Below are 12,030 nucleotides of genomic sequence, written 5' to 3' on the forward strand. Positions count from 1 at the left end.
CCGGGTGGGGGGGTGCGCCCGCGCGGCGGGGCGCGGGGGGGGTGGGGGGGGGTGGGGGGGGGGGGCGGGCGCCCCCCCCCCCCCGGGAGCCCGGGAAGGCCGGAGAGGAGCTCCCGTACGAGAGCGAGCGCGGCGCGCAGGGAGCGGACGAGGGCGCCTTCGGCGAGCTCGGTCGCTCCCTGCGCGGAGAGCCGGACGAGCCGGCCGAGGGCGAGGTCGCCGCGGCGCAGCAGCCAGCCGGTGGCGAGCGCGGCCAGCAGATGGCCGAGCACCATGGGCAGATCGGGCAGCAGCCCGGCGTTCTCCGCGGCGCCGGTCGCCAGGTGGGCGGCGTGCGGCCCGGCGGCCGCGGCGGCCGGGTCGAGGCCGGCGTCGGTGATGATCCGGGTCGCGTCGGCGGGGCTGATCGACGCGGCGCCCGCGCCGCAGACCAGCTTGGCGGCCATGCGGATCAGCGCGTCGTCGGAGGCCGGGCCGAGGGCGCCGGCCGTGAGCGGACGCTGTCCGAGGCCGAACAGCACGTGCAGTCCGAGCTGTCCGCCGGCCAGCGCCGTGACGATGACGGGCAGCGAACGCTCCCGCCCGGCGAAGAGCACGGTGATGCCGAAGATGCCGAGGAATCCGGCGACCACGGTCCACAACGCGATGCCCGCGCAGGCGGCGATGGCATGTCCGAGCCCGGACAGCACGACGCAGACCGCGGTGAACACCGCGGCCCTCAGCAGACGTGGTGCGAGCGCGGGGGCAGACATGGCGGGGCCCATCATCGCACCAGGCCCCCACCTGCCATACGGCAGGTCCGGAAGATCACCCTTTGGCTGCTTCGGGCCTGACATACACCGGCGTCCGGCGTGCCCACATCCGCCGAATGAGCGCTCTTGTGTTCCCCAGGGGCTTACGGACCCCGCAGGGCGGCAATAGGTAACGGTATGTCGCGCCGCAGCATGTCGAGCCGCAGCCAGGAGGCTGAAGCATGAGCATCTGGTGGTCCCTCCATCTGAGGCGCGAGGCCGCGAGCGTTCCGCTCGCCCGGCGGCTCCTTCTCGGCACGATGGAGACCGCGGGCGTCGACCCGGACATCTCCTACGAGTTGTCGGTCGCCCTGACCGAGGCATGCGCCAACGCCGTCGAGCACGGTGGCGACACCGGTTCCGGCATGGCCTCGGAGGCGTACCGGGTCACGGCCTATCTGGACGGCGAGACCTGTCGGATCGAGGTGGCGGACTCGGGTCCGGGCTTCTCGGGATCCCCGCTGCCCGCCGCCGCGGATGCCGAGAACGGCCGCGGTCTGCGGCTGATCGAGGAGCTGGCCGACCACGTCCACTTCGGCCGTACGGGCCGGGGCGGGGCGCTCGTCAGCTTCGACAAGATCGTCAAATGGCGGGCGGACGCCCCTCTCGCGCTGACCTGAGACCGATGACGTGTGACGAAAGGGCCCCCGCCGATCGCGTCGGCGGGGGCCCTTCTCGTACGGACGGAGTGGTCAGCCCTTCAGGCCGGCCATCCATGCCTCGACCTCGTCCGAGCTGCGGGGCAGCGAGTCGGAGAGGTTCCGGTTGCCGTCCTGCGTGACGAGGATGTCGTCCTCGATCCGGACGCCGATGCCCCGGTACTCCTCCGGCACGGTCAGGTCGTCGGCCTGGAAGTACAGCCCCGGCTCGACCGTCAGGCACATGCCCGGCTCGAGGGTGGTGTCGACGTACGCCTCGGTGCGCGCGGCGGCGCAGTCGTGGACGTCCATGCCGAGCATGTGACCGGTGCCGTGGAGGGTCCAGCGGCGCTGCAGGCCCAGTTCCAGGACGCGGTCGGCCGGGCCCTCGACGAGGCCCCACTCGACGAGCTTCTCGGCGAGCACGCGCTGGGCGGCGTCGTGGAAGTCGCGGTAGGCGGCGCCGGGCTTCACCGCGGCGATGCCGGCCTCCTGCGCCTCGTAGACGGCGTCGTAGATCTTGCGCTGGAGCTCGGTGTAGCGGCCGTTGATCGGCAGGGTGCGGGTCACGTCCGCGGTGTAGAGCTCGGTGGTCTCCACGCCGGCGTCCAGGAGCAGCAGCTCGCCGGAGCGGACCGCGCCGTCGTTGCGGACCCAGTGCAGGGTGGTGGCGTGCGGGCCGGCGGCGCAGATGGAGCCGTAGCCGACGTCGTTGCCCTCGACGCGGGCGCGCAGGAAGAACGTGCCCTCGATGTAGCGCTCGCTGGTCGCCTCGGCCTTGTCGAGGACCTTGACGACGTCCTCGAAGCCGCGGGCGGTGGAGTCGCAGGCCTTCTGCAGCTCGGAGATCTCGAACTCGTCCTTGACGAGGCGGGCCTCGGAGAGGAAGACGCGGAGCTCTTCGTCGCGCTCGGCGGTGACCTTGTCGGTCAGGGCCGCCTCGATGCCGGCGTCGTGGCCGCGGACGGCGCGGACGGGGCCGGTGGCCTCCTTGAGGGCGGCGGCCAGTTCGCGTACGTCCTTGGCGGGGACGCCGAGGAGCTGCTCGGCCTCGGTCAGCGAGTGGCGGCGGCCGACCCAGAGCTCGCCCTGGCCGTCGAGCCAGAACTCGCCGTTCTCGCGGTTGGAGCGGGGGAGCAGGTAGATCGTCGCCCGGTGGCCGTTCTTCGTGGGCTCGAGGACGAGGACGCCGTCCTCGGTCTGGTCGCCGGTGAGGTACGCGTATTCGGTGGAGGCGCGGAAGCTGTACTCGGTGTCGTTCGAGCGCGTCTTCAGGTTGCCGGCGGGGATCACCAGGCGCTCGCCCGGGAAGCGTGCGGAGAGCGCGGCGCGGCGGGCCGCGGTGTGCTCGGCCTGCGCGATCGGCCGCAGGTCGTGCAGCTCGGTGTCGGCCCAGCCGGACTTCATGTTCTCGGCGAGCTCGTCGGAGACGCCCTGGTACAGGCCGTTCTTGCGCTGCTTGATCGGTTCTTCGGACTCGTCCGGGGTTTCCGGGGTGAGCTCGTCTGCCACGGGGGGTCTCCTTTGGTACGACACTGAACCCCCTCCATCGTACGGTCGTACGGAAGGGGGCCCAGGGCCGGAAGACCCATTACCGCTGAGTCACATGTCGTCTACGCGCGGCGCACGAGAAGCCCGACGCGTCCGCGAAGCGGACCGCTCACGCTGAGCGCCGCTCACTCGAAGCGGGCCGCTCTCGCTCAGCGCCGCTCACTCGAAGCGGGCCGCGAGCAGGACGACGTCCTCCCCGTCCACGGCGGTGTCGAGCCCCTCGGGCAGCAGGGTCCGCAGCACGTGGTCGGCGATGGCCCCGGGCTCGGTACGGTCCGCCTTCGGCACGCTCGCGGCGGCCGCGTGGAGCCGTGCGAAGGCCCGGTCCATCGGGTCGCCGGTCCGGCGCAGCAGCCCGTCCGTGTACAGCAGCACCGTTTCTCCGGGGGCCGGGGCGATCTCGACGCTCGGTGCTTCCCAGCAGGCGAGCATCCCGAGCGGCGCGGACAGCGAGGTCTCGACGTACTCGGTGCGGTGGTCGCCGATGATCAGCGGCGGGGTGTGCCCGGCCCCGGCGAGGACGAGCTTGCGCTGCTTCGGCTCGGAGTAGGCGAAGAGCGCGGTGGCCGAGCGGGCGGGCTCGGTCAGCCGGAGCAGGAGTTCCAGATCGGACAGGACGGCGACGGGGTCCTCGCCCTCCATGACCGCGTACGCCCGCAGGGAGGCGCGCAGCCGTCCCATGGCGGCGAGCGCGCTGGGGCCGGTCCCGGACACGGAGCCGACGGCGAGCCCGAGGGCCCCCTCGGGCAGCGGCAGCGCGTCGTACCAGTCGCCGCCGCCCTGCGGGCCGGTGCTGTGCCGGGCGGCGAGCTGGACGCCGGGGACTCGGGGGAGGCGGCTGGGCAGCAACTCCTCGGCGACGGTGGCGACCTGGACGCGGGCGCGCTCCAGCTCCAGGAGACGGGCGAGGTGTTCGGTGGCGTAGCGGCCGTAGAGGCCGATCAGGTGGCGCTGGCGCTCGACCGGTTCGGCGGGCTCGTCGTACAGCCAAACGAGGGCGCCGAGCTTGCCGGCGGCCTCGGTGGCGAGGGGCAGGGCGTAGCTGGCGGCGTAGCCGAGCCGGGCGGCGACCTCACGGTGGCGGGGGTCGAGTCCGGCCTCGCCGAGGAGGTCCGGCACCGCGACCGGATCGGGGACGGCGACGCGATCGGGGGCGGTGAGCGGATCGCGGGCGCTGAGGGGGTCGCGGGGGTTGAGCGGATCGCGTGCGGCTCCGGAGCCGGTCGGTTCGGGGAGGCCGTCGAGGATGCGGCCGTAGGAGGTGGCGCTGCGCGGCACGGTCTCGATGGTGCCGAGCTCCGCGTGGGCGAGCCCGAGGCCGACGGTGGAGGTCGGGCCGAGTCCGTCGGCGGGTTCGAGGACGGCCATGCCGCGGCGGGCGCCGACGAGGGCGGCGCCGGCGCGCAGTACCTCACGCAGCGCTTCGTCGAGCGAGCCGGTCTTGACCAGGCGTTCGGTGAGTTCGTGGAGGGTGGTGAGGTCGGAGACCCAGCCGGCCAGCCGGTCCTGGATCAGCTCGCCGGGGATGTCCGGGAGGGGCGCGTCGGAGGGGATGACGGGCGGGACGGGCGCGGTAGTGTGCGCGGGCGACGGAACCGTGGAATCGATTCCGGCCACTTTCGGCAGGTGTGGGGCGCTCATGTCGACCGGCTTTCCGACCGGTGTGTTTCGCTCATTAGCATCGCAAACCCCCATGTCAATCTGCGCCGCTAGCAATGCATCCACATGTACACGCACAAGAGGAGCGATGTCCAGCATTGTCCCCACGGGACTTGTGGTGTCTGTGGGGTTTGGCAGAAGGGTTGAAGTGCAGGCCAAGTTGGCTGAAAATTACCCCCACCGTGCACCTTTTGCGGTCGACTGGCGTCGTTTGAAAGCGCGTTGATTAGAACGTGATGGGTACGTAAACGGTGATGGCCAGGGGCAGTTGAAGCAGCCCCGGAACCTGGCAGGGTGCCTGGGCGTCCTCACCGCCGCAGGCCGCGCCCCTCGAGTGGACGACGAGCCTCAGCTCGGCCCCTCCCGCCCCACCGCACGGGGCGGTGAACCGCCGACCTTGTACGCGCTGATACGCACAGTGAAGTGATCTGCACGTGGTGTGATGTGGATTCGGCGTTCAACGGAAAGGAACGAGCGCTCATGCGCGAGATCCTCGGAAGGCGACGCAGGCTCCGGTTCCGGCGCAAGGAGAGGACTGTCCAGCTCGACGCGGCGCTCATGTGCGCCACCGAGTGGGACTGGCCCGTACTGCCCGGCGTGGGGCTGAAGACGACGACGCGTACGTCCGGAGGGGTGGGCTGCGCCTGCCCCGACCCGCAGTGTGTCGTTCCCGGCGCACACCCCTTCGACCCCGGCCTGCTCGCGGCCACCACCGACGAGCGCATGATCCGCTGGTGGTGGAGCCGCCGGCCGGAGGCCCCGATCGTCCTGGCCACCGGCGGCAAGGCGCCCTGCGCGGTGAGCCTGCCGGCCGCAGCGGGGGCACGCGCCCTGGCCGCTCTCGACACGATGGGCATGCGGCTCGGCCCCGTGGTGGCGACACCGACCCGCTGGTCGCTGCTGGTCGCCCCGTACGGCCTGGAACGGCTCGGCGAACTCCTCTACGCGAAGGACAGCGTGCCCAGCTCGCTGCGCTTCCACGGCGAGGGTGGCTATCTGCTGCTGCCGCCGTCGGCCGCGGGGACGGGGCAGGTGCGCTGGGAGCGCGCGCCCCTGGAGGGCTCGGCCAGGCCGTGGCTGCCGGACGTGGAGGCGGTCGTGGACGCGCTGGTGGAGGCGAGCACGGGCGCTCCGGAGGGCGGCAGCAGGCTCGCGTACTGAGGGGGCGGAGGGCACCCGCGCACTCACTGGCGGGGGTTCGAAGGCGCCCGCGGACTCACGGGCGGGCGGTCCGTGCTGTGGGCGATCCGTGCGTGGACGATCCGGCCCGTGGGTGCTCCGTGCCGCGGGTGCTCCGTGCGCCGCGGGTGCTCCGTGCCGTGAGTGCTCCGTCTCGCGGGCGCTCCGTCCCGTGGGCGCTCCGTCCCGTGGGTGGTGCCGGAACTCGGGGCGGGACCTCGCCGCCGGAACTCGGGGCGGGAACTCGGAGCCGGAGCTCGGGGCCGGTTCCGGAGTCCGTGTCACCCGAACGGGTGTGAGGCGGCCCGACTTGTACGGGAAATGGGCGCGCGGCGCGCTGCGCGCCCTCGATCCGCCGATATCTTCGGCCCACCGTTCACGAGTCGCAGCCAGCCGGGCAGGTGGGTCCCCATGAATCTCCGCATGATCGGGCTCGGGGCCGTCGTGGTGTGTGCCACGCTCCTGCCGCTGGCCGCCCTGGCGGGCCCGGCGGCCGGCCCGGGGCCCGGCGACGACGCGAAGCCGAAGGCCGACGGCGGCCTGCTGCCGGGCCTCGGCCTCGGCGCCCCCGAGGAGCGGCCGAAGCCCGTGATCCCGGCTCCGTCCGCGCCGCGGCAGCCGTCGTCCTCGGACCTCCCCGGTCACGCCTCGCACTGCGGACCCGAGCTGACCTCCCCCGACGGGATCGAGGCGCAGACCTGCGTCCTCACCGAGGGGCCCGACACCTGGGCGCGCACGTACTACCGCAACGCCACGGGCCAGCGGCTGGACTCCGTACTCACCCTGATGGGCCCTGCGGGGCGGACCGTACAAGTGCGTTGTGCCATCCCGGCACAGGACGAACCGGGGGCTTGTGAGACGCCTCGGGAGCGCGCGCGGGGCGCGGCTTCGGCATATTCGGCCGTGGCGGAATTCGCGGGCGCGGGAGAGGGCGACAGTACGCCGCTGCTGCTGCGGTCGGGGAGCAACGCGGCGCGCACGGGCGGTAGTTGAGCGCGGGACGAGATTCGTCCGGGCATGAGAAGGCCCGATCGCTGGCGACGGGGGATGCACCAGCGACCGGGCTTCTAGAACCGTAACAAGAGATCTGCGGTTCGCAAATTCGATCTCGGTTATTCGGACAGGGATTTATCAGGTCGTGCGGCGAGGTTGTGGCGGAAGTCACCGACTGGTCGGTCTGTCAGTGACGGCGGCCACCTCGCGTGTCAGCTGAGAGTGACCTGACGGTTGGTGAGACCGCCGCGCGCCCGACGCTCCTCCGGCGTCAGCGGGGCGTCCGAGGCCAGCGCCGCGGCGAGACGCTCGGCGAACTCGGCGGCCGGCTTCTCGCAGTCCTCGGCCCCCATCGAGGTGGGCAGGTCCCAGACGGGGACCATCAGGCCGTGCGCCCGGAAGGAGCCGACGAGGCGGGTGTCGTCGACGAGGGCGGAGGTGCCGGCGGCGTGCAGGCGGGCGAGCGCGTCGAGGAGCTTCTCCTCGGGGTGCGGCATGACCCAGCGCAGGTGGTTCTTCTCCGGGGTCTCGCACCAGTACGCCGAGTCCACACCGGTCAGCTTGACGGTGGGGATCGCGGCGGCGTTCGCACGCTCCAGGGAGGCGGTGACCTCGGGGTTGGAGTTGTCGGCGGACTCCGGAATCCAGAATTCGAAGCCCTCGTGCACGACCGGCGCAAAATCGCTGTTCGGGTCGAGGAGGTCTTGCAGACGGGGGCCCTCGGTGGGCACGCGGCGGGGCGCGACCGGGGTGCCGGGCTCCGCTTCCAGCGCGCGCTGGAGGGTGTCGGCGAGATCGCGGGCGAGGTCGCCGGAGGACGAGTCGTTCTGCAGCGCGAGCAGCACGGAGCCGTCGTCGCGGCGCAGCGCCGGCCATGCCATCGGCAGTACGGTCGCGAGCGTCACGGACGGCACGCCCTCGGGCAGCCCGTCCTTGAGGGTGAGCGGGACGGTGGCGGCGGGCACCAGTTCGCGCAGCGCGACCCAGTCGCACTCGCCGGGCAGTCCCTCGAAGGGGCGCTGGACGAGCTCGGTCACGGCGTGCGCGGCGGCCCGGCCGTGACACGCCTTGTAGCGGCGGCCCGAACCGCACGGGCACGGCTCGCGCGCACCGACGACCGGGATCTCCCCGTTCGTGACCTGTGCCTTGGCGGCCTTCGTCTGGGGGCGCTTCTTGGCCATGGTGTGGCTTCTCCCGATAGCGGCAGTGCGGTGGTGCAGGGCCGTGCTCGGTGCACGGCTCTGTGTCGGGCGAGCCTAGCCGTACGGAAGCGATGCGGGGCTCAGGGCGGGGCGGTCGATGTCCCGTCTGTTGCCGGACCGTCGAGCACCCTGGCGCGGAGCGGGCCACCAGGGCTGATCTCGGGCCCGACGTGCGGCCGGTACACGGGTCGGCTGTCGGGGTCGGACGTGCGGCTGGTTCGACGGTCCGCTGTCGGGGTCGGGCCGGTGCGGCCGGTCAATGGGTCCGCTGTCCGGGGCGGACGTGCGGCCTGCTCGACGGTCCGCAGTCCGGGTTGGACGTCGGGCCTGTTCACGGGTCCGCTGGTCGAATCCGGCGTGCGGCCTGGTTACGGGTCGGCGCGTCCGGGTCGGACGTCGGGCTTCTTCACGGGTCCGCTGCCCGGGTTGGACGTCGGGCCTGTTCACGGGTCCGCTGGTCGAATCCGGCGTGCGGCCTGGTTACGGGTCGGCGCGTCCGGGTCGGACGTGCGGCCTGCTCGACGGTCCGCTGCCCGGCCGACCGCCCAGTCCCGGCCGACAGCCCAGGTCCCGGCCGACCGCCCGGGTCACGATCCCGGCCGACCGCCCGGGTCACGCGGTCCCGGCCGACCGCCCGGGTCACGGTCCCGGCCGGCCTTCTCTCGTACGGCCCCGCGTCAGTCCAGGTCGTCGTACGCGTCCAGGAAGTCGAAGCCCGAGCCGCCGCCGACCCTCGCCGCGAAGTCCTCGCGCCGGTGGCCCTCGGTGACGATCACCCAGACCGTGACCTCGCCGGTCGCGCTGTCCCGTACGCCCCAGTCCTGAGCCAGCGCACCGATGATGTTCAGCCCACGGCCGCCGCGCGCGGTGACCGAGGGCGTCGAAGGAACAGGCCGTGTGGGACCACCGCCGTCCGTCACCTCGACCGTCAGGCCACCCGACGCATCGACGCGCCACGCGGCTCGGACGTCCCCGTCACCCACTTCGGCCCGCCCCAGCGGCCTGCCGTGCCGGCAGGCATTACTGAGGAGCTCGGAAAGGATCAGTACCGCATCGTCGACGACCGATTCGGACATCCCGCTGCGGCTCAAATGCTCCCGCATACGGTGTCGCGCCTCACCCACGCCCGCAGGGCCATGGGGTACGGCCATGCTCGACGACGTGGGCACCTCCTGTGCCACCACCAACGCCACCCCCGAGACCTCCTTTGCCCCACGCCACGGTTTGGATGCCCCAATGGCCTGGACCGGAAACCGGCCAATGAGCCTCCGGTGACGCACTCGTGACGATCGAGTACGGGCCGAACGCGCCGGTGCACTCCCCGTAAGCCCCGATACGGGTGGGGAGAACGGGTCAAACGCGGCCCAACTGGGACAGCACCTGCTTCGGGCGGTTGGTGATGATCGCGTCGACGCCGAGCCGCTCGCACAGCTCCACATCCTCCGGATCGTCCACAGTCCATACATGGACCTGGTGTCCGGCCTTCTGGAGCCGAAGGATCACGGTGGGGTGGTGGCGGACGATCCGGATCGACGGTCCGGCGATCCGCGCGCCCGCCGGCAGCCTTCCGTCCCGCAGCCGGGGGGTCACGAACTGCGACAGCGAGACGGTGGGGAGGGTCGGCGCGGCCGCCGCGATCCGGCCGAGGGAGCGCGGGGAGAAGCTCATGACGCGCACCGCGGAGTCCTCCGGAGCCGCCGGCTCCGCGAGGCCGAACCGCTTGAGGAGGGTCAGCAGCCGCTCCTCCACCTGACCCGCCCAGCGGGTGGGGTGCTTGGTCTCGATGGCGAGCTCTATCCGTCGCCCGGCGTCGGAGACCAGCTCGAGGAGGCGTTCCAGGGTGAGTACGGAGGTGAGCTCGGGGTCCTTCCAGTCCGGGCTCTCGCCCGCCTCCTCGCGCCCCCTCCAGGTGCCGAAGTCGAGCGCGGCGAGGTCGGCGAGCTCCAGGGCGGAGACGGCGCCGCGGCCGTTGGAGGTGCGGTCGACGCGTCGGTCGTGGACGCAGACGAGGTGGCCGTCGGCGGTGAGCCGGACATCGCACTCGAGCGCGTCGGCGCCGTCCTCGATGGCCTTCACATAGGCGGCCAGAGTGTGTTCCGGGGCGTCCTCGGAGGCTCCGCGGTGGGCGACCACCTGAACAGGGACGCGGTTGGTGTGCTGCCGTGCGTGGGTCACCGCGTCATGGTGCCATTGGCGGGGCGGCCGTATCGGATCGTGTCCGTTCTGTCCGTAAATAAAGAATGGGGTGCGGATGCACAGCTCCGCCTTACAGTGGCCTGACGTCCTGTGGGAAAAGCTGTTCGCAGCACCCTAGTGATGGCATCCACCCGTGCAGTGAACGAGGAGAGAGCTGTGAGTACCGAGAACGAGGGCAGCGCGGTTCCGGCGGACCCGAATGCCCCGTCCGTCCCTCCCGCCCCTCCGACACCTCCTGCGGCTCCGTCCGCACCCCCTGCCGTGGACGCATCCGAGCCGCAGGCGGCGCCCGAGCCCGCCACGGCACCGCTGCCGGTGACCCCTCCGGCTGAGGCTCCGGTGGGTGCGACCGTCGGTGCGGGTGCGGGTGCTCCGGCGGGCGCGGGTGGCTGGCCGCCGGCACCGCCGACCGTGCCGTCCTGGGGCGAGCCCGTCCCTCCCGCCCCGCCGGCCCCGCGGAAGAAGACCGGCGGTCTCGTAGCGGCGGTCCTCGTGGCCGCGCTGGTGGCCGGCGGTGTGGGTGGCGGGATCGGCTACTGGGCGGCCGAGCGCGGTGACGACGAAGTCAGCTCGACGACGGTCTCCGCGGGCGACTCCCCGGCGGCCTTCAAGCGCGATCCGGGCACGGTCGCGGCGGTGGCGGGCAAGGCGCTGCCGAGCGTCGTGACCATCCAGGCGAAGTCCGGCGGCAGCGGCGCCGGCGACAGCGAGGGCGAGGGCGGTACGGGCACCGGCTTCGTCTACGACAAGGAAGGCCACATCGTCACCAACAACCACGTGGTGGCGTCGGCGGCGGAGGGCGGCACGCTCTCGGCGACCTTCTCCAACGGCAAGACGTACGACGCGGAGGTCGTGGGTCGGGCCGAGGGCTACGACGTGGCCGTCCTGAAGCTGAAGAAGGCACCGGAGGGGCTGGCCCCGCTTCCGCTCGGCGACTCCGAGAAGGTGGCGGTCGGCGACTCGACGATCGCGATCGGCGCGCCGTTCGGCCTGTCCAACACGGTCACGACGGGCATCATCAGCGCCAAGAACCGCCCGGTGGCCTCGGGCGACGGCTCCGGCGGCAGCAACTCGTACATGAGCGCCCTGCAGACGGACGCCTCGATCAACCCGGGCAACTCCGGCGGCCCGCTGCTGGACGCGAGCGGTGCCGTGATCGGCATCAACTCGGCGATCCAGTCGACCGGCAACGGCTTCGGCCAGACCCAGGCGGGCTCGATCGGCCTGGGCTTCGCGATCCCGGTCAACCAGGCCAAGAACGTGGCCGAGCAGCTGATCAAGACGGGCAAGCCGGTGTACCCGGTGATCGGCGCGACGGTGAACATGACCGACAAGGGCGCGGGCGCCACGATCGCGGACGAGGGCGCGGGCGGCACCCCGTCCGTCACCGCGGACGGCCCGGCGGCGAAGGCCGGTCTGAAGGCGGGCGACGTGATCACCGGCTTCGGCGACCGCCAGATCGACAGCGGCCCGACGCTGATCAGCGAGATCTGGACCCACCAGCCGGGCGACTCGGTCGAGATCACGTACGAGCGCGACGGCAAGACGGCGAAGACCACGGTCTCCCTCGGCGAACGCACGGGCGACAACTGACCGGCTAGGCTGTCCCCCGCGCCGTCCTGAACGGGATCCGGCGCGGGGTGGGTTGCCCGAGCGGCCTAAGGGAACGGTCTTGAAAACCGTCGTGGCGCGAGTCACCGTGGGTTCAAATCCCACACCCACCGCTTGCAGGTCAGAGAAGTAGCAGGTCAGAGGGCGGGCCCCGGATTACGGGGACCGCCCGCAGGTCGGGAACGGTCGAACAAGTACTCACCCCAAGCC

Annotated in this window: 10 protein-coding genes and 1 tRNA gene; 5 read left to right on the forward strand and 6 right to left on the reverse strand. The window is 72.3% G+C overall.

Features of this window, described 5'->3' with window-relative positions; translation table 11 throughout:
• The coding region (locus ACFVZW_RS16025) for a hypothetical protein (RefSeq protein ID WP_384521471.1) at window positions 1-752 on the reverse strand (752 nt) is incomplete at its 3' end.
• A gap of 221 nt (window positions 753-973) precedes the next feature.
• Between ACFVZW_RS16025 and ACFVZW_RS16030 the strand changes: the two genes are divergently transcribed.
• A complete protein-coding gene (locus ACFVZW_RS16030; protein ID WP_384521474.1) occupies window positions 974-1,411 on the forward strand; it encodes an ATP-binding protein in 438 nt (145 codons plus the stop codon).
• Window positions 1,412-1,483: 72 nt separating this feature from the next.
• Here ACFVZW_RS16030 and ACFVZW_RS16035 read toward each other — a convergent pair whose 3' ends face one another.
• Window positions 1,484-2,941, reverse strand: coding sequence for an aminopeptidase P family protein (locus ACFVZW_RS16035; protein WP_384521477.1), 1,458 nt, complete (start codon window positions 2,939-2,941; stop codon window positions 1,484-1,486).
• Window positions 2,942-3,139: 198 nt separating this feature from the next.
• Window positions 3,140-4,738: a PP2C family protein-serine/threonine phosphatase gene (locus tag ACFVZW_RS16040; RefSeq protein WP_384521480.1), complete on the reverse strand. Its 1,599-nt coding sequence runs from the start codon at window positions 4,736-4,738 to the stop codon at window positions 3,140-3,142.
• A 381-nt stretch (window positions 4,739-5,119) separates the two neighbouring features.
• Between ACFVZW_RS16040 and ACFVZW_RS16045 the strand changes: the two genes are divergently transcribed.
• Window positions 5,120-5,800 carry a bifunctional DNA primase/polymerase gene (locus ACFVZW_RS16045; RefSeq protein WP_384521483.1) on the forward strand — a complete coding sequence of 227 codons (681 nt, stop codon included), beginning with the start codon at window positions 5,120-5,122 and terminating at the stop codon, window positions 5,798-5,800.
• Window positions 5,801-6,229: 429 nt separating this feature from the next.
• On the forward strand, window positions 6,230-6,811 hold the full coding sequence (locus tag ACFVZW_RS16050) for a hypothetical protein (RefSeq protein WP_384521486.1): 582 nt from the start codon (window positions 6,230-6,232) through the stop codon (window positions 6,809-6,811).
• 212 nt (window positions 6,812-7,023) lie between these two features.
• Here the strand turns inward: ACFVZW_RS16050 and ACFVZW_RS16055 are convergent, their stop codons facing one another.
• From ACFVZW_RS16055 to ACFVZW_RS16065, 3 genes are all read right to left on the reverse strand, one after another.
• A complete protein-coding gene (locus ACFVZW_RS16055; protein WP_383557390.1) occupies window positions 7,024-7,992 on the reverse strand; it encodes a DUF5926 family protein in 969 nt (322 codons plus the stop codon).
• A gap of 698 nt (window positions 7,993-8,690) precedes the next feature.
• A complete protein-coding gene (locus tag ACFVZW_RS16060; protein WP_384521489.1) occupies window positions 8,691-9,293 on the reverse strand; it encodes an ATP-binding protein in 603 nt (200 codons plus the stop codon).
• A 73-nt stretch (window positions 9,294-9,366) separates the two neighbouring features.
• Entirely contained in the window at window positions 9,367-10,188 is an 822-nt protein-coding gene (locus tag ACFVZW_RS16065; RefSeq protein ID WP_384521492.1) for a glycerophosphodiester phosphodiesterase, read from the reverse strand.
• A gap of 177 nt (window positions 10,189-10,365) precedes the next feature.
• Between ACFVZW_RS16065 and ACFVZW_RS16070 the strand changes: the two genes are divergently transcribed.
• Together ACFVZW_RS16070 and ACFVZW_RS16075 are read left to right on the forward strand one after the other, a co-directional pair.
• Complete coding sequence (locus ACFVZW_RS16070; RefSeq protein ID WP_384521495.1) at window positions 10,366-11,802, forward strand: S1C family serine protease; 1,437 nt, start codon at window positions 10,366-10,368, stop codon at window positions 11,800-11,802.
• 46 nt (window positions 11,803-11,848) lie between these two features.
• Window positions 11,849-11,933: transfer RNA gene (locus tag ACFVZW_RS16075), tRNA-Ser, on the forward strand.
• Window positions 11,934-12,030 lie beyond the last annotated feature (97 nt).

It is taken from the genome of Streptomyces sp. NPDC059567, assembly GCF_042735655.1.
Taxonomy (GTDB): domain Bacteria; phylum Actinomycetota; class Actinomycetes; order Streptomycetales; family Streptomycetaceae; genus Streptomyces.